Below are 16,947 nucleotides of genomic sequence, written 5' to 3'. Positions count from 1 at the left end.
TGTTTGTTCACTTTTGTTCTCATTTTGTCAGCAGATGCAAGCTCCCTCTCTTTTCGGCGCGAACTTCGTGACCTATCTTGAAACCATGCGTTTCAACCAGCTTCTCTGCTCCTCTCCCAAAGGTCTTTATTGCCCGCCCGGCGATTTCTACATCGACCCCGTGCGTCCGGTGGAACGCGCGCTCATCACGCACGGACATTCCGATCATGCCCGCGCGGGCCACACCCATGTACTGGCAACGCCCGAAACGCTCGACATCATGGCGCTACGCTACGGCGCGAACTTCGCCGAAACCACGCAACCGATAGGCCTCGGTGAAACCCTGACGATCAATGGTGTCCGGGTCAGTTTTCATGGCGCGGGCCATGTGCTCGGTTCGGCCCAGATCGCAGTGGAGAAGGACGGAACCCGCATTGTCGCTTCGGGCGATTACAAGCGCGCAGCCGATCCAACCTGCGCACCTTTTGAGCCGGTCGCCTGTGATGTCTTCATCACCGAAGCAACCTTTGCGCTGCCAGTGTTTCGTCACCCTGATGCGTCACACGAGATCGCAACGCTTCTCAAATCAATCCGGCAATTTCCTGAACGCGCGCACCTTGTCGGTGCCTATTCGCTGGGCAAGGCGCAGCGGGTTATCAAACTCATACGCAATGCAGGCTACTCGGAACCGATCTATATTCACGGTGCACTGGAAAAGATGTGCGATTATTACCAGGCACAAGGTATCGATCTCGGTCCGCTTGAACCGGCAACCCTGGAACGTGACGAAGCGCAGCCGGATTTTGCAGGCAAGATCATCGTCGGTCCTCCATCGGCTTTTTCCGACCGTTGGGCGCGGCGTTTTCCCGATCCCATTTCGGCCTTCGCCTCCGGCTGGATGCGCATCCGCCAGCGCGCCAAGCAACAGGGCGTTGAACTGCCACTCATCATTTCCGACCATTGCGACTGGGATGAACTGACGGCGACCATAACGGAAATCGCACCTGCCGAAGTGTGGGTCACGCATGGACGCGAGGAAGCGCTTGTTCGCTGGTGCGAGTTGCAGAACATACCGGCCAAGCCGCTGCATCTCATCGGCTATGAAGATGAGGGCGATTGATGCGTGCTTTCGCTGAACTTCTTGACCGGCTGGTTCTGACGCCGCAGCGCAACGGCAAGCTTCGTCTGCTTGTTGACTATTTCCGCGCTACTCCCGACCCGGATCGCGGTCTGGCATTGGCGGCAATCACGCGCGATCTCGAACTGCAAAGCGTGAAGCCCGCCATGCTGCGCGCACTGATAGCCGAGCGCATCGATCCCACGCTCTTTGCCTATTCCTATGATTATGTGGGAGACCTCGCCGAAACGATTTCGCTCATCTGGCCCGGCCCCAGTGAAACCGCACCCGGCGCAAATCTGCCACTTGGGATTGTGGTGCATGAATTGCAGCTTGCGTCGCGCCGCGAAGGCCCGATGCTCGTGGCCGGATGGCTCGATCTGCTCGGCATTTCGGAACGTTATGCGTTGTTAAAGCTCGTCACCGGTGGTTTGCGCGTCGGGGTTTCCGCCCGCCTCGCCAAACAGGCTCTCGCTGACTTTGGCGGCGTCAACGTTGTCGAAATCGAGGAACTCTGGCACGGCCAGTCACCGCCCTATGAGACGCTTTTCGCCTGGCTTGAAGGTCGCGGTGAAAAGCCTGCTGCCACCGCGGCCGCACCGTTTCGCCCCGTCATGCTGGCGACAGCGCTTAATGAAGCTGAAATCCCCTCGCTTGACGCATCCGCCTACAGCGCCGAATGGAAGTGGGACGGCATTCGCGTTCAGGCCGTTGCGGAAAACGGCGTGCGCCGCCTCTACTCACGCACCGGTGACGATATTTCCGGCGCATTTCCGGACATTCTGGAGGCCATGGATTTCGAAGGTACAATCGATGGCGAATTGCTCGTCGGGCATCACGGCGAAACTGGCATAGAAACTGCCACGTTTTCAGATCTCCAGCAAAGACTGAACCGCAAGACCGTGAGCGCGAAACAGTTACGCGACTATCCCGCTTTTGTGCGGGCCTATGATCTGTTGCAGGACGGGAACCAGCAGACTGGCGAAGACCTGCGTGCCTTGCCTTTCTCCGAGCGCCGTGCCCGCCTGCAAGGTTTCGTCAGCAAGCTCGACCCTCGCCGCTTCGATCTTTCGCCAATACTGCCTTTCGCTGACTTCGAGGAATTGGCGCAGTTTCGCGCCAATCCACCCCATCCCGTCATCGAAGGCGTCATGTTGAAACGCCACGACAGCACCTACCTGCCCGGACGCCCGAAAGGGCCCTGGTTCAAATGGAAGCGTGATCCGTTCACCGTCGATGCCGTGATCGTTTATGCCCAGCGTGGACATGGCAAGCGCTCCAGCTATTATTCAGATTTCACCTTTGCCGTCTGGACGGGACCGGAAGGCGAGCCAGTGCTGGTGCCGGTTGGCAAAGCCTATTTCGGCTTTACGGACGAAGAATTGAAATTGCTGGACAAGTTTGTGCGCGAGAACACCACCGAGCGCTTCGGGCCGGTTCGGTCCGTGCGTGCCGAGCCCGATCATGGCCTGGTGGTGGAAGTTGCTTTCGAGGGTCTCAATCGCTCCACGCGCCATAAATCCGGCGTTGCCATGCGCTTTCCGCGTTTCTCACGGCTTCGCTGGGACAAGCCGCCCCGCGAAGCGGACCGGCTTGAAACACTGGAAAAGCTGCTAAGTTGATTATTCAGCCGCCGTCGAAACGCGGATTTCATAGATATTCACCGGCTTGCCGGAACCGCTCAAATCCGAGTTGACCGTGATCGTGCCTGCGCGACCTGCCTTCTGGCCGGACGAAATATCCATATCGAAAAGGAAGTCGCTCACGGAATCGCGAACGTCGTAGCGCCTTCGCCCACAATCGCCAAGACCGCCGAAATCACAATTGACTGACATCTGGGTCGTCTTGCCATCATCCGCTCGCGCAACAATGTCGAAGGTCGCCTTCTTGCCTTCCAGCTGGTTCAAAATGCCTTCGCCCACATCGAATGTGACCGTATCTTCAGCACCGGAAGATTGTACACGTGCGAAACTGCGTGTGCCTTCCTGCCTGATTTCCGCCGTCGCACGTCCCTTGACGGACATTCGTGTTGCCTCAGACGGCTGGAAAATCGTGATCCATTTCAATCCGCCGGGCTCTTCGCCTTCTTTCAAAGGCGCAATACTGCCATCGCTATGCAGCGGATTGTTCGCCGGTCCACGGCTCAAATCGATAAAGCTGTTATAGAGCGAATAACCGATGAAAGCGGCAACAGCGAGCACAAGCGCCGGAATACCATAGCTATAGAAAGGCGAATGGCGTTTCTTTTTCCTGCGGTCCTTACGCGAAACGCCGCCCTCATAACCGAGATCGGCATTGCTGCGCTTCTTCTGCCGCGAGGTCGCACGGATATCGCCAGTATCGAGTGCGGGCGATGCTTCTTCCGTCCTGCCACCAAGGATCGGATCTTCCCTGTGCGGAGCATCACGTGACGGGTCGTGACGCTCAGTCTTGTCACCACCGGTCTTGAATTCCTGTTCAATGTGCGAGATCGCGTCCTTTAGCTTTTGGCGGCGCTGTTCCTTCTGCACATCGCTGAGCGCGGTATTTGCCGCAAGAGCGCGCTCATGCGCACCCCAAGCGGACTCATAGATTCGCTGGCGGGTCGCCGGATTATGCGCATCCGCCTTGGCAAATGCATTCCTGATCGCGCGCTCAATACTTTCCAAAGGTTGCTCTTCCCTTGTTCGTTCTTCCCGCCGTTTCGTCACGCCCTCAACAGGAGCAAGCGGTCTCCGATGCAGACGATTTCATAAGCCTCAGCGAAATTAACGTCTGAATCAAGGCATTTAGCTGTTCATCACCCGCTTTGACTAGCCAATAAGCATGTCGGAGACACCAAATATTAACTCTGACTGCGGTTTTCCCCCATCCGTATGGTTTTACAGCGCCAAACTGCGCCATGCGAATGAACGAGACATCCCGAAGTATGTTGGCGATTCCCTCCCCTCCCGGCATTTCCGCTTACCATAGAGTGTCCGTGCATCAAGAATGTCCCAATCAGCTGGTTTCCGTCGCTTCCTGTCAAGATTCTCGGAAAACCGCAGGCGACCTGTATTGATAGGTCGGCTCGCGCGCTTTTGATATTGCCGTTGAGCGAGGAGATGCTAAAACTATTACGTTTACGGAAACGTCAATCACGGAGGACGATTGAAGATGGCCTTGCCGGATATTCTGAAAAGCAGACTGCGCATCCCGGTGGTTGGTGCTCCCCTATTCATCATTTCGCATCCGGCTCTGGTCATGGCGCAGTGCAAGGCAGGCGTCGTCGGTTCCTTTCCCGCACTCAATGCCCGTCCTGAAGCACAACTCGATGAGTGGCTGGCAGAGATCACGGAAGGACTTGCCGCTTACGACAAGGCCAATCCGGATCGGCCATCCGCGCCCTTCGCGGTCAACCAGATCGTGCACCGTTCCAACAAGCGCCTTGAGCACGATCTCGGCCTTTGCGTGAAATACAAGGTGCCGATCGTCATTTCCTCGCTCGGCGCTGTGCCGGAAGTGAATGCGGCAATCCATTCCTATGGCGGCATCGTCCTTCATGACGTCATCAACAACCGCCATGCCAATTCGGCAATCCGTAAGGGCGCGGACGGCCTTATCGCGGTCGCTGCCGGTGCTGGCGGCCACGCCGGTGCGCTGTCGCCCTTCGCGCTCGTGCAGGAAATTCGTTCTTGGTTCGACGGCCCCTTGCTCCTTTCGGGCGCCATCGCCAATGGCGGATCGATCCTCGCCGCTCAGGCCATGGGCGCCGACCTCGCCTATATCGGCTCGCCTTTCATCGCCACGACCGAAGCGCGCGCGACAGATGCCTACAAGCAGATGATCGTCGACTCGAATTCATCCGACATCGTCTATTCCAACTACTTCACCGGCATCGGAGGCAATTATCTGAAGCCGTCGATCGCCAACTCAGGTCTCGATCCGGAAAACCTGCCGGAAGCCGATCCATCCAAGATGGATTTCGACAAGGCTCAGCAGGAAGGCGCCAAGGCCTGGAAGGATATATGGGGCTGCGGTCAGGGTATCGGAGCCATCCACGAAGTGGCACCTGCCGGGCAACTGGTCGACCGGCTGGAGCGTGAATATAACGACGCCCGCCAGCGTCTTTGCGCAGGCGTTTGATTCCTTGATGGTCACGGAACCGCGCCAGCTTGAAGGCTGGTGCGGTTCCAACGTTTCACACTCTACGGATCATTATCGCATGCCCGCTGTAAAACCCGGTTGATTTCCGCCCCGTCTGGTACTGCCGATGTACATGTTGTGAAACCTTTCTAACAAACAACGATATTGTTTGATTTGGGCCTTGCTTTCCTCCGTGCTTTTGGTTATCAGCGCACCGTTCAGTCGGAAACGGTTGGCTTCCTTCGGGAAATTGGAATGTAATGTTCCGGGCCGCTTTAGCTCAGTTGGTAGAGCACATCATTCGTAATGATGGGGTCAGGTGTTCGAGTCACCTAAGCGGCACCATAAAATCAATGATTTAGCCAGTTTTCGTTTTCACCACATTGACGCTAGCAATCAAATAGCAATCATCGTCGTGTAACCCGCAATATCAGATGGCAGTAACCGGTTTTGGCGGTATTATCTGAAAACGTCCGAAAATGCCTGAAAAATGCTAAACAAAAATAATAGCTTGCGCTAAGTAATGGCTGATCAGGTTCAGCCCAGTTTGAAACTGGACGCGCAAGATCAAATGGCAGGGCGAGCCTTTGAAATCAAATTTAAATCGACCGCCCGAACCACATTACACGACCGGCAACATGCAATTGCTCGATCTCGCCAGCCGAAACTTCTTCGGCCGGATATCGCGGATTGTCACTTATCAGCTGTAAAGAGCCATTTAAACGCCCGTGGACGCGCTTAACGAGAACCATATCTCCATAAACAATAACGTAGATAGTATTGTCTCTGATGCGATTGACTGAGGTGTCGACCAATAAGACGTCACCGTCTCGAATCGTTTCCTCCATACTGTCGCCGCGCGCAGTCAAAATCCGTGCAAAAGCTGGATTGATATTACGGCTGCGCAGCCAGGTTGATTGGAACGCAAGATATTCCAATGGGTCTTCACCGATCGTCACCCGACCCGCTCCAGCCGAAGCCTGAACGTCGAGCCGAGGGACGAGTGTAAACTCTGATTTCGCTTCTAGTTCAGTAGCTTGGACCCTCTGCGGAAGCTGAGGTAGTTCGACGGTGCTCATTTCACCTTCGCCATTGATGAGCCAGTCTAGCGCCACGCCTTTTACCTTGGCGATTTGCGCCACCTTATCGATCCCAGGGGTCGCGCCTGCCAAATACTTGCGCATCAAGCTTTCACCGATATCGACCTCGCGTGCGAACGCATTTGCCGACTGATTCCCGATAAGCACTTTAAGGCGCTCTGCGAACGTATCGTTCACCAAAGTACGAACTCCGAAAATGGTTCGGAGTTAACTAGTCACGGCATTAACGGCGCTAAATTATTGTTATTCCGCAATAATTTTGCATTTCGCACCATAGTGCCCGATCAGTCAACTCCGAACTCGAAATTCGCCGTATAGGGCTTGACTATTGAGCACTATATTGCGAATATCCGTTGCGACACTGTTTCAACACCTACACCCAAGCCAACCGACCTCTTGCACAGGTCAGAAAACAGGGAGCAACCATGACGAACCCAAAAAAGTGGGACCGTGCAGCGATCAAGGACGAGCTACTGCGGCAGAATAAAACCCTGACCGGAATAGCCCGCGATGCTGGCATGTATCCCGCAGCTTGCCGTGCCGGAATCATTGGAGCCAGTCGGCCTGGAGCGGAAGCGATTGCCGCTGCCCTTGGCGTTCCGTTCCGCGAGATGTTTCCCGACATGTACACGCGCGGTCGTCATGACGGGGTGGATAGTAGCAGCAACAAGTCTGGCGGCGGAAGGCCAAAACGTCACGCGAATGCTGACGGTGCACAGACAGCTGCCTGACGGTTCCGTCAGCCATTTTTCACCATCCTGACAATCGAAAGCATCTAACATGATAATTGCTGACATTAACCCGTCGCTCGTGGACGTTTCCGCTGAACACAAGAAGGTGTCGCCAGACGCTTCCTTTGCCATTGCTGAAGACTTCAAGGTTCGCGGCCAACGCCAGCCAATCGAAGTGATCGAACAGAAGAGCGGACGCTACCAGCTGGTTTTTGGTGCGAAGCGTCTTGCAGCTGCCGCGCTGCTGAAGACAACCGTAATCGCGGCGATACGCCAGCCTGACGAATTTGCCGACCAGGCTGAAATTCGGCTCACCGGTATTGCGGAGAATTTCTATCGCCATAGCCTAACTGTTCTGGAACGCAGTGTAGACGTTGCCGACTGGTGCGCGATCTGGCGGGCTGCTCACCCCGTAAAGCGCGGGCCTAAAACACAGGCGCAACCGGAAACGGAGTTTAGTACCAACTTGGTACTTAATTCGACCGATGCCGAAATCATGGAGCAAAGCGAGACGTTTGCGCTGAGCTTTTCCGAGGCAGCGCAGCGCTTCCTGAAGATCGGCCGTAACGAAGTTTTCCGCTCAATCAAGATTGCGGGTATCCCGGCCGACCTGCGGGACCGTATGGCAATATTCGTTCCGCTTTGCGACAATCAGCAAGCGCTTCTGTCCATTGCAAACGAACCATATGAGCGCGCATCGGCGATCATTGAACTGGTGCTTGATGGCAAGGCGCAGACCGTCACTGAAGCAATTATCCAGATCGACGGCACACCGAAGCCGAACGAACCGGCCCGTTGGGAAAAGATTGCTGACCGTTTCGCACGGCTGAAGCCTGCTGAGCAGGATCATTTCTTTGCGCTGCATGAAGCTGCGGTGCTGCGTTGGTTCGCAGAGCGGCAGGCTGCACGTTAATGACCAAGCGCCGCGACCCTCTCACTAAAGACTTGTTCGAGTGGACGCCTCCCCAGGTGGCAATCCGCTACGAAGAAGGTGTGACCGGTCGCGGCTCGCTCGATAACCAGATTGCGCGCCTTGTAGCTCGCGCTCTTCGCGATGCGCGTGACGACAACAAGGGACGGTCGGAAATCGCCGCTTCAATGACGCGGTTTCTCGATCGGTCAATCTCAACGACGATGCTCGACAAATGGGCGTCCGAAGCCAGCGGCGAACATCGTATTCCGCTCGACGCTTTCATCGCCCTTGTGCATGCGACCGACGCTAAGGAACTGCTCGGGTTTGTGCCTGGCATGTTCGGCCTGACGGTTATCGAAAACGAATACGCAGACCTGATCGAAGACAGGTTGCTTGAAGATCACATCGAAGAATTGCAGGCGCGGCGGCAGATGCTGTCAGCGAAGCGAAAGGCGCGTCGATGAACGAGCTAATACGCATCACCCCAAACGAAATTGCCCGGCCCAAGGAGTGGCTAACTGCTCGGGAAATCGCGGTCGAAGCTCTACCGGATTTGCCGGACAGTGAGCGTGGAATACAAATATATGCAGATCGTGAAGGTTGGACCAACTATCCGGGTTGCGTTCGCCGCCGAAAAGGTCGGGGCGGTGGACTGGAGTACAACTATCGTCTGTTTCCAACGCTCGCCAAGATCACATATGTCCAACGCTACATGGTCACGGGTCGTGTCGAGGTGCTGCCGCAGGCCGAGCCAGAAATCAACACAACAGCACCCTTGAGCGACCGCGCCCAACGTGAGCGCGATGCGCGCCTTGCTGTAGTTGCGGCTTTCGAACTGTTCTTGAAGGGCCTTAATCTAAGCGTTCAAGGCGCTTTGTTCGTATTCTGCGACCGCTACAACGTTGGCATGATCCAGGTGGACCCATGGGTCAAGGAAACCCTGCCGCGCATTTCGCAACGTTCAGTTTTCCGTTGGCGAGCGACCAAGGCAAAAGGCGCGAAAGATGCGCTTGCCGTTGATCGTTCTGAGGCCCGCAAGGGCAAAGGTTTGCTGGAGACCGCCAGTAACGGCGAGGTTCGAGCATTCATACTCGCGTGGCTTGCGTCCAATCCGCACCTGTCCGCCGATATCATCCGTGGATATTGCGAGGACCATTTCGGACCCGAGCTAACCGACCGCAACGGCGAGGTGAAGCCTTTGCCGCCAGTTCGTACCTTCCAGCATTTTATTGCAAACCTGAAGGCGGCTGAAAAGGTGGTCCTGACCAAGATCACGGACCCCGACAAGTTCCGCTCCACCATGAAGCTGTCCGGCACGGGCACCTATCGCCATGTTGATGAACCTAACGCGCTCTGGATGATCGACGCATCGCCGGTTGATGCCCTATGCGTGGATGGGCGCTATTCAATGTATGCCTGCATCGACATTGCCACACGCCGTCTGGTCATAACCCTTTCGAAGACGCCGCGTGCTTCAGCTGTTGCCCTGCTCATCCGCAAGGCAATCCTGCAGATGGGTGCTGCCGCTGTTATCAAAACGGATAATGGTTCGGATTTCGTAGCCATCGCGACCAAGCGCCTGTTCGACAATCTCGACATCACCGCCGACATTTCGGACGCCTACAGCCCTGAGCAGAAAGGCCATGTTGAGCGCGTTATCAAGACGTTCCAGCACAACGTCTGTCCGCAGCTGCCGGGTTACATCGGGCACTCTGTCGCTGATCGTAAGGCAATCGAAGGCCGGAAGAGCTTCGCACAGCGCCTTGGTGCTGACGAACACGAACTGTTCGAAGTCTCTCTCACTGCCGCGCAGCTTCAGCAGCATATCGATGACTGGCTTGAGTTCGTCTACCACGAAAGCGCGCATAGCGGCCTGAAGGGACGGACACCTAACGAAGTCGCCCAGGCTTCCACCACGCCGATCCGCCGTATCGACGAACGTGCGCTCGATACCCTGCTGATGCCAGTCGCTGGAAAGAACGGACTGCGCAAGATGACCAAACAGGGCATCAAGGACAACGGCCTGCATTACGTCTCCGGTACGATCATGGTTGGAACCGAAGTGTTCTGCCGCCGCGATCCGCTCGACATGGGCAAGATGTACGTATTCTCCGCTGAAGGCGGTGAGTTCCTCGACGTAGCGATCTGCCCAGAGCTGGCAGGCGTCAATCCGCAGGAATACGTCAAGGCGCAGAAGGACATTGCCGCCGATATCGTTCGTCAGCGTGAACGCGAGATCAAGGCCGATATACGCGAGCTGAAAAAAGGCCCGTCTGGTATCGAGCGCACAATCCGGCTTGCAAAGCGCAAGGCTGCTGAGAAGGCCGGGCAGACCGCCAACGTCATCCAGTTGCCGAAGCGCGAAGAGCAGCACACCACACCGGCCATCGTCGCCGCCCTCGATGCCGCCACACTTCCGCAGGCGGGTATCCAGCCAAAGCCGCTCAACGAAAAGGCGGCAGAGTTGCATGAAGCGATCAAGCGCGAAGCTGAAGATCGGAAGGTATCGACGGTTGTCCACCTCGATCCCGATGCGGGCCTAAGCGCCAATGCGCGCCGCTTCAAATGGGCCATGGACCTCGAAACCAAGATCGCCGCTGGCGTCGAACTGGATGCAGACACTGCCGCGCAGCTCGTCCGCTTCCAGGCCACGGCCGCATACCGAACCATCAAAGACACAGCAAAGGATTTTGGACTGGAGCAAGCGCTGAAGATCGCTCGCTAAAAAATAAAACCCCGTTGGCGCGGGGTTTCAGAAAGCACTTCCCAAATGACGAGGTTAAAAAATGACTGGTAGCGAACAATTTGTCAATGGAGGCGACACAGCGCCGATCAAGAATGTGGCTGCATGCCTCACTCTGGTCCGCTCGCTGCAAAATCGTCATCCGTTGCAGCCAAACCTTGGCGTATTCGCCGGCTTCTCCGGCTATGGCAAGAGCGTGGCCGCGCTCTATGCCATGAACAAGACGGCTGCGGCCTATGTCGAGGTTTCCGACACGTGGACCAAAAAGAAGCTGCTCACCGCCATCCTGTCCGAGCTTGGTCAGCCGGATGCGCGCGGTACGCTTTCCGATCTGGAAGACGACATCATCGGCATACTGGCCCGTGATCCGAAGCGTCCGCTCATCATTGATGAATCTGACAAGCTGGTCGATCGGAACATGATCGAGCTGGTGCGCATGATCGCCAAGAAGAGCAACGTTCCGGTGCTGCTGATCGGTGAAGAGCTGTTCCCGAAGAAGCTGGAGCGTGTCGATCGGTTCCGCGACCTCGTTCTGGAATGGGGTTATGCGCAGCCTTGCGACCTGGACGACACGCGCACGCTTGCCCGAACGTTCTGCCGTCACATCGATGTGAGGGATGATCTTCTCGATCAGGCGCGCATGGAAGGTGACGGCCGCGTCCGCCGCATCTGTAACACCCTCCATTCCATCGCCAACACCGCCGACGAACTCGGACTGAAGGAAATCAGCCTTGCGCAGTATCAGGAGCATGGGGCGGGTTATTTCTGCACCGGCGCGGTTCCCTCCCGCAACCGGAGGGCCGCTTGATGGGCATCGTTCTCAAGGTTACCGCCGTCAAAGGCAAAAGCCCCAAGCGTGGCTTCGATCACTACTGGACTGTAATGATGGACTACGCAGTAGCCGACCGCAGCTTTACCGCTCGCGACGTGTTCAATCGTTCAGACGCGACACAATCGGACATCAACGATTTCATGCGGCGTCTGGTGAAGGCAGGCTTTATCGAGCCAGTTGTTTCTGACCGGGATGGTGAGACATTCAAAGTCGCCATCCGCCAGTCGATGACACCGAAGGTGCGTCGCGACGGCACCGTGATCGAAGGCGTCAGCAAACAGAAAGCCATGTGGAACCACATGCGCATGAGTGCAGGTGCACAAGGTTTCACTGCGCAGGATATTTCCATCTGGGCTTCGACCGATGAAACACGCATCGGCATCGAGGCGGCGAAATCTTACATCAAGTTTCTGGCCAAGGCTGGCTACCTGATTGAGATGCAGAAGGGGAAATCCGGTAACCTCGGTATCTATCGGCTTTCGCCGGACATGAACACTGGACCGCTGCCGCCGATTATCCTGCGCGCCAAGGGCGTCTTTGATCAGAACCGTCATGAAATTGTCGGCCCGGTTGTCACCGAAGAGGTGCAACCATGATCGCCGCCAAGCTCTCCAACGTCGACAAGGCGCGCGCTGCCTGGGGACATGTCATCCCGGACTGGATCGTCATTCTGGCGGAAGCCTGTGACCATGAAAGCCAGTCTGCGATTTCTCGCAAGGTCGGTTATTCGGCTTCCGCCGTCAGTCAGGTTCTCTCCAACAGCTATCAGAACGGCGATATCGGCCGAGTTGAACAAGCTGTTCGTGGGGCTTTGATGGCGGAGACCGTTGACTGCCCGGTCCTCGGCGATCTGCCACGCAACACCTGTGTGCTTTGGCAGCGCAAGCCTTTCGCAACAACCAACGCCCATCGCATCCGCATGTTTCAGGCATGCCGGAGTGGATGCCCGCACAGCCTTATCAAGGAAGGAGCATAACCATGGATGCCGATCTTTATGCCTTGAGTGACACGCTTTTCGCATGGCGTCGGTCGTTCCTGAAGTACGAGACGCAAGGCGTTTTCCTCACTCCGGCTGACGTCCAGAATTTCAACGCAGCGCTCTACGAATGCGGCGCTCTCGCAGTCAAGCGCGAGCATGAGATCAGCCGCCACCGCTGGAACGGCATGGGTCGCAGCGATGACCGAACCAGACAAGCCCTGCTGGACCAACTCTACCAGGGCGAAACCAACGTCGTCCTCTTCAAACCCAATTTCACCCTGCGCGCCGACCGCGCTTGAGCCTCCCGAACGCAAGGAAAACGACAATGACCGAAGTAATTGCCACTGCTGCTTTCGCAGGAAACTCCGAACAGGGCGTGACCATGGTTGGCGACAAGCCTTACATGGCCGATGCCAAGGGAAACCTCGTCCCTGTGGAAGCGATCAAGCCCGCTGACAAGCTGGAGGATGAAGTTGTCCGCAAGGTCATGCGGTACGCATCCAGCCTTTCAGAGCAGATCAGCCGGTTTCGCGGTCATACCATGACCGATCTGGGCGAGTTCGACGCGCTTCTTCAGCAGGAATATGGCGTCACCAAGGGTGGCCCCAAGGGCAACCGCACCTATCAGAGTTTCGACGGCCTGAAGCGTGTCACGGTACAGATTGCCGATTTCGTGGATTTCGGACCGCAGCTGCAGGTCGCCAAGCGCCTCCTGGATGAATGCCTGACCGAATGGGCCGCTGACAGTCGGCCGGAAATTCGCGCTGTCATTACGCGGGCCTTCAACACCGACAAGGAAGGCAAGGTCAATCGCTCCGAAATCTTCATGCTGCTGCGGCTCGATATCGATGATCCGCGTTGGCAAGAAGCCATGCGGGCCATCCGCGAGGCGATGCGTATCACCGGCTCCAAGGAATATGTGCGCTTTTACGAGCGGGCATCCATCACCGATCAGTGGCGTGCAGTCACGATCGATATGGCCAAGGCGTGAGGTGCGGCCATGTGTGATTGCATCAAAAACGTAGACGAGAAGTTGGCCGAGCGAAACACTCGCCTGACCCAGGCCCTCGTATTCGGCAATCGAGCCGCTCCGACGATCATGCTTCAAACAGAGGTGATCGAGAAGAAGCGCGGTGCAAAGCCTGTCGGCATGTTCCTGTCCTACTGCCCATTCTGCGGCGAGAAGTATCCAGAAGGCGGTGACGCATGATCCGCTTTCACTTTCAGGACAACGGTCAAGACTTCCTTTGGTGGGACGTAGAAGATCAGGGCAGTGGTATCGGCAAGGTTGTCGATGCAGGTCCGTTTCAGGCATGGGCTTGGGCTGATGGCAATCATTTCGTCAATCTGGCGCAGCCGCACGGCGTTGGTGACAAACTGGTGACCACGGATGACTTGGTCCGCTCTCAGGAGACCGGATACAGTTTGACGCTTCATCATCGCATTGTTCGCGTCGAACACCATCACCGGTTGGCAGGTGCGGCATGAGCACCAGCCAGAAATCTCGCACTCGTCATCAGCAAGGTCGCGTATCAGGTATTCTGCTGTCTGGTGTTTGTGTGGTGTTCAGCCCTTCAGGCACGGATTTCTATGCCGTGCCTGAAGGCATCGACGGCCCGACCTTCTGCCGTAACATGGTTGATCGATACGCTCACCCTCACACCGCTGATCGGCCCGCACCGAAATCAGCCCGATTCAATTTCTCACGCTTCTTGATGACGCTCCATGCCGCTGTGACGGCATTGTTTCGCCGAAAGGTAATTCTGAAATGAGCAACCATTCTCAAAAGACCTGGACTGACGATCGCAAACAGGCCGTCGCCGAGCTGCTACGCGAAGGTCTCTCTGCCGGTCAGATGAGTAAGCGCCTCGGTATCAGCCGCAATGCGATCATCAGCGTCATTCATCGCGACAAGATGCTGAGCGAGATCGGACTTCGGGCCGGTGTCGGTGGCGCACGAAATCCGAAGGCAGCGTCGTCACCATACAAGACGGGCCGCATGAAAACTGCGGCTCGGTCTCCAGCTCGGCAGTCACAACCCGCGCCGGTCGCGGTCGCGCCAGTTATAGAGCCGGAACCGGTATTTATTTGTGAGGGCGTCGCCGAGGTAGAAACGCCGATCGATCCGCTCGGCCTGCCGTTAGCGGACCTAAACCTTCGCCAATGCCGGTTCGCAGTCAACAACGCAGCCAAGGGCGAACAGCATCTGTTTTGCGGCCATCCGGTGAAAATCGGCTCCAGCTTCTGCGAGCATCATCATCGCCGTGTCTTTGTGCGTCCAACGAAGGCAGGTGCAGCATGACTATTCCCGTAATCAATGCCGTCTGGCTAGAAGAGTTCATCAACTGGAATTTTGCCACGTTCGGCCCTGGGCGACGGACGGAAGGCACAATCGATCATATCCGCAAAGAACTGATCGAGATCGAGACAAATCCAACTGATCCGAAGGAATGGGCTGACATTGTGCTGTTGGCACTTAACGGCATGGCGCGGCTCGATTTGTCGCCCGAACAGATCATCAAAATCATCGTCGCGAAACAGGCATGCAACTTCATTCGCCGGTGGCCGGACTGGAGACACGCGGACCCATTGAAGGCCGTAGAGCATATTCGGGAAGCGGACACCTTTAATCCGTTCGGGTCCGGACCAGTTCCCATCGCGCCGAGGGAGGATTGATATGAAATCCACCGCCGCCATACACGTTGCGAAAAAGCAGCTGGACCTTGATGACGATACCTATCGCGCAATCTGCATTCGCGTCACCGGCAAGCATTCGTCTGCGGTCATGACTGAAGGCGAGCGGCTGAAGCTCATTGATGAGTTTCGTCGTCAGGGCTTCAAGCCCGCTTCAAAAGGCTCTCGAAAGCGCCTTGAAGGCAAGTTCGCCGGAAAGCTCCAGGCTCTATGGATTGCAGGCTGGAACCTTGGGGTTTTCGATAACCCTGCCGATGAAGCTTTGCTGGCCTTCGTGCAGCGCCAGACGAAAATAGATCATGTTCGTTTCGTTCATGATTGGGCTGATGCGCGCATAGCGATCGAGAGCATCAAGAAGTGGATCGAACGCGAAGTCGGTCCGGTCTGGCAGGAAGATATGTTCATGCAGGGCTGGAGGCGCGCAGACGGCGCGAAAGTCGCGGCAGCGCAATGGAGTGTGCTTTCTCAGCAAGGCAGACTGCCGGAGCCGGGTAGCTTCACCCGATACGTCCGGGCAGTTCTCGGCCTTGATGACCAGTTCGATTTTGAAGAGTTGAAGCCGCAGAACTGGCAACCGGTCATGAATGCGCTTGGCGCAGAGATCAGAAAAACGGCGCGGCCATGAATTTCACGATCCGCGCCACATCAGAAACGATAACAACTCGCTTGGAGAAAAGTGGGCGCGTGACGCGGTTAATTCGTGAATCCGTAGGATTTTGCGACACGTTTGACTTGCGTACAATTCGCGGTCTTTTGGGACGGCGACATGCCGTCCAGTTCGAGTTTCGCTCCAGACACCATCATGTTCAATGTGCCCGCAAAATTCAGATTGTCGGCTGGCACTTTGGCCGTGATAAATTTCTCAATCGCACCTTGGTCGAACGACAGCCCGCAGGCTTCTTCTGCCGCCAGCACGCTGCCGAGCCCACTTGCGAGTTGCATCGTGGAAAGATCATCGGCATGGGCGACTACGCCGCTCGCCAAAAGTGCAAATCCAGCCAGTACCAGTCTCATATCAACCCCCTGAAATTTCCTTCAATAAAGCGCGCCTTCCGCGTTTTGGCAATGGTGAGGGCATGATGATGGTTCAGCAATCCGCGCCTCTGGTTAATCTGCCTCTGTTCATCGCGCCGGAATTGGCCGAGATCGAGCGGCTCCAGATAGAGCGTAACACCTTACAGCAGCGTATCCATGCGCTCCGGCCACACTGCCACAAGCGTGTCGAGCTGGAAGCACGCTTGCGTCTAGTTACCGCACAACAGCTGGCGCTTTCCGCAGAGATTGGGAGGCAGCATTGAAGGGCGAAAGCAATAGCTTCGTTGCAGAGCTGATCGACCTGCTTGGAGAAGACGGCTTGATCCGCCTCGCAGATGCACATGCAGGTATCCGCATTTACGTTCCGTCGCCGTCCAACGTTGCCCGGTCGCAGTTGGTTGATACTCTCGGAATTGATATTGTAACCAAGCTCGCCCGGCGTTATGGCGGTGACGGCTTCACGGTTCCCTTGATCCGCGACATGCGAGCCAGACGGGATCGTGACCAGGGCTTGTCGAACGCGCAGATTGCACGTAGGTTGGGCATCCGTGAGGACGCAGTCGAAAAGATTTTCAACCGTTCTCCGGTCAAGTATCGTCCAAAGAAAAAAGACGACCGCCAAATAGAAATGTTCTCAACCGAATAGTCCGGTATTGACGCCCGCCAGTGCGGGCGTGAACCCCATTCCAGCCACCGTGTAAAACTCTGTTCATGCCCACC

23 protein-coding genes and 1 tRNA gene are annotated in these 16,947 nt (G+C 56.3%); 21 read left to right on the top strand and 3 right to left on the bottom strand.

What is annotated here, in order from left to right; translation table 11 throughout:
- Positions 1-85 precede the first annotated feature (85 nt).
- Positions 86-1,099, top strand: a complete 1,014-nt coding sequence (locus FG152_RS00915) for a ligase-associated DNA damage response exonuclease (protein ID WP_010659224.1) — start codon at positions 86-88, stop codon at positions 1,097-1,099.
- Positions 1,099-2,718 carry a cisplatin damage response ATP-dependent DNA ligase gene (locus FG152_RS00910; protein ID WP_010659225.1) on the top strand — a complete coding sequence of 540 codons (1,620 nt, stop codon included), beginning with the start codon at positions 1,099-1,101 and terminating at the stop codon, positions 2,716-2,718. Before FG152_RS00915 ends, FG152_RS00910 begins: the two co-directional genes overlap by 1 nt.
- Here the strand turns inward: FG152_RS00910 and FG152_RS00905 are convergent, their stop codons facing one another.
- On the bottom strand, positions 2,719-3,744 hold the full coding sequence (locus FG152_RS00905; protein ID WP_010659226.1) for a hypothetical protein: 1,026 nt from the start codon (positions 3,742-3,744) through the stop codon (positions 2,719-2,721). It lies immediately after the preceding gene.
- A gap of 487 nt (positions 3,745-4,231) precedes the next feature.
- On the opposite strand from FG152_RS00905, the gene FG152_RS00900 reads away from it, so the two are divergent.
- Together FG152_RS00900 and FG152_RS00895 are read left to right on the top strand one after the other, a co-directional pair.
- The gene (locus tag FG152_RS00900) at positions 4,232-5,200 is read left to right on the top strand and encodes an NAD(P)H-dependent flavin oxidoreductase (RefSeq protein WP_010659227.1); all 969 of its coding nucleotides are present in this window, start codon (positions 4,232-4,234) and stop codon (positions 5,198-5,200) included.
- 269 nt (positions 5,201-5,469) lie between these two features.
- Positions 5,470-5,545, top strand: a tRNA-Thr gene (locus FG152_RS00895).
- A 254-nt stretch (positions 5,546-5,799) separates the two neighbouring features.
- Here the strand turns inward: FG152_RS00895 and FG152_RS00890 are convergent.
- Positions 5,800-6,477, bottom strand: coding sequence for a LexA family transcriptional regulator (locus FG152_RS00890; RefSeq protein ID WP_179253523.1), 678 nt, complete (start codon positions 6,475-6,477; stop codon positions 5,800-5,802).
- A gap of 248 nt (positions 6,478-6,725) precedes the next feature.
- Here FG152_RS00890 and FG152_RS00885 point away from each other — a divergent pair, with 248 nt between their 5' ends.
- The 15 genes from FG152_RS00885 (at position 6,726) to FG152_RS00815 (ending at position 15,817) form a co-directional block, all read left to right on the top strand.
- Complete coding sequence (locus FG152_RS00885) at positions 6,726-7,031, top strand: helix-turn-helix domain-containing protein (RefSeq protein ID WP_094543766.1); 306 nt, start codon at positions 6,726-6,728, stop codon at positions 7,029-7,031.
- Between the two features lie 49 nt (positions 7,032-7,080).
- Positions 7,081-7,944 carry a ParB N-terminal domain-containing protein gene (locus tag FG152_RS00880; RefSeq protein ID WP_498985033.1) on the top strand — a complete coding sequence of 288 codons (864 nt, stop codon included), beginning with the start codon at positions 7,081-7,083 and terminating at the stop codon, positions 7,942-7,944.
- Positions 7,944-8,408, top strand: a complete 465-nt coding sequence (locus tag FG152_RS00875; protein ID WP_235819049.1) for a hypothetical protein — start codon at positions 7,944-7,946, stop codon at positions 8,406-8,408. The genes FG152_RS00880 and FG152_RS00875 overlap by 1 nt, the downstream gene beginning before the upstream one ends.
- Entirely contained in the window at positions 8,405-10,669 is a 2,265-nt protein-coding gene (locus tag FG152_RS00870; protein WP_498985029.1) for a transposase, read from the top strand. The genes FG152_RS00875 and FG152_RS00870 overlap by 4 nt, the downstream gene beginning before the upstream one ends.
- A gap of 61 nt (positions 10,670-10,730) precedes the next feature.
- Entirely contained in the window at positions 10,731-11,495 is a 765-nt protein-coding gene (locus tag FG152_RS00865) for an AAA family ATPase (RefSeq protein WP_498985026.1), read from the top strand.
- Positions 11,492-12,115 carry a hypothetical protein gene (locus FG152_RS00860; protein WP_498985024.1) on the top strand — a complete coding sequence of 208 codons (624 nt, stop codon included), beginning with the start codon at positions 11,492-11,494 and terminating at the stop codon, positions 12,113-12,115. Before FG152_RS00865 ends, FG152_RS00860 begins: the two co-directional genes overlap by 4 nt.
- A complete protein-coding gene (locus FG152_RS00855) occupies positions 12,112-12,495 on the top strand; it encodes a transcriptional regulator (protein WP_498985022.1) in 384 nt (127 codons plus the stop codon). The genes FG152_RS00860 and FG152_RS00855 overlap by 4 nt, the downstream gene beginning before the upstream one ends.
- Before the next feature lie 2 nt (positions 12,496-12,497).
- Positions 12,498-12,797 (top strand): hypothetical protein, encoded by a 300-nt coding sequence (locus FG152_RS00850; protein ID WP_125335817.1) that lies wholly within the window; start codon positions 12,498-12,500, stop codon positions 12,795-12,797.
- An 83-nt stretch (positions 12,798-12,880) separates the two neighbouring features.
- Complete coding sequence (locus FG152_RS00845; protein ID WP_076771973.1) at positions 12,881-13,489, top strand: DUF3164 family protein; 609 nt, start codon at positions 12,881-12,883, stop codon at positions 13,487-13,489.
- Positions 13,490-13,498: 9 nt separating this feature from the next.
- Complete coding sequence (locus tag FG152_RS00840) at positions 13,499-13,708, top strand: hypothetical protein (protein ID WP_498985019.1); 210 nt, start codon at positions 13,499-13,501, stop codon at positions 13,706-13,708.
- Positions 13,705-13,986 carry a hypothetical protein gene (locus FG152_RS00835; protein WP_498985017.1) on the top strand — a complete coding sequence of 94 codons (282 nt, stop codon included), beginning with the start codon at positions 13,705-13,707 and terminating at the stop codon, positions 13,984-13,986. The genes FG152_RS00840 and FG152_RS00835 overlap by 4 nt, the downstream gene beginning before the upstream one ends.
- Complete coding sequence (locus FG152_RS00830; RefSeq protein WP_498985015.1) at positions 13,983-14,270, top strand: hypothetical protein; 288 nt, start codon at positions 13,983-13,985, stop codon at positions 14,268-14,270. Before FG152_RS00835 ends, FG152_RS00830 begins: the two co-directional genes overlap by 4 nt.
- The gene (locus tag FG152_RS00825) at positions 14,267-14,800 is read left to right on the top strand and encodes a GcrA family cell cycle regulator (RefSeq protein ID WP_498985012.1); all 534 of its coding nucleotides are present in this window, start codon (positions 14,267-14,269) and stop codon (positions 14,798-14,800) included. Before FG152_RS00830 ends, FG152_RS00825 begins: the two co-directional genes overlap by 4 nt.
- Positions 14,797-15,174, top strand: coding sequence for a dATP/dGTP pyrophosphohydrolase domain-containing protein (locus FG152_RS00820; protein ID WP_498985011.1), 378 nt, complete (start codon positions 14,797-14,799; stop codon positions 15,172-15,174). The genes FG152_RS00825 and FG152_RS00820 overlap by 4 nt, the downstream gene beginning before the upstream one ends.
- A 1-nt stretch (position 15,175) precedes the next feature.
- Entirely contained in the window at positions 15,176-15,817 is a 642-nt protein-coding gene (locus FG152_RS00815; RefSeq protein WP_498985009.1) for a phage protein GemA/Gp16 family protein, read from the top strand.
- 68 nt (positions 15,818-15,885) lie between these two features.
- Here FG152_RS00815 and FG152_RS00810 read toward each other — a convergent pair whose 3' ends face one another.
- Positions 15,886-16,206 (bottom strand): signal recognition particle, encoded by a 321-nt coding sequence (locus FG152_RS00810; protein ID WP_498985006.1) that lies wholly within the window; start codon positions 16,204-16,206, stop codon positions 15,886-15,888.
- A gap of 62 nt (positions 16,207-16,268) precedes the next feature.
- Between FG152_RS00810 and FG152_RS00805 the strand changes: the two genes are divergently transcribed.
- Both FG152_RS00805 and FG152_RS00800 read left to right on the top strand, forming a co-directional pair.
- Positions 16,269-16,490, top strand: coding sequence for a hypothetical protein (locus tag FG152_RS00805; RefSeq protein ID WP_498985004.1), 222 nt, complete (start codon positions 16,269-16,271; stop codon positions 16,488-16,490).
- Positions 16,487-16,873 (top strand): hypothetical protein, encoded by a 387-nt coding sequence (locus tag FG152_RS00800; RefSeq protein ID WP_498985002.1) that lies wholly within the window; start codon positions 16,487-16,489, stop codon positions 16,871-16,873. Before FG152_RS00805 ends, FG152_RS00800 begins: the two co-directional genes overlap by 4 nt.
- Positions 16,874-16,947: the final 74 nt, after the last annotated feature.

The organism is Ochrobactrum sp. XJ1 (assembly GCF_024701725.1).
Taxonomy (GTDB): Bacteria; Pseudomonadota; Alphaproteobacteria; order Rhizobiales; family Rhizobiaceae; genus Brucella; species Brucella anthropi.
This window is presented reverse-complemented; position numbering and strand designations above follow the sequence as displayed.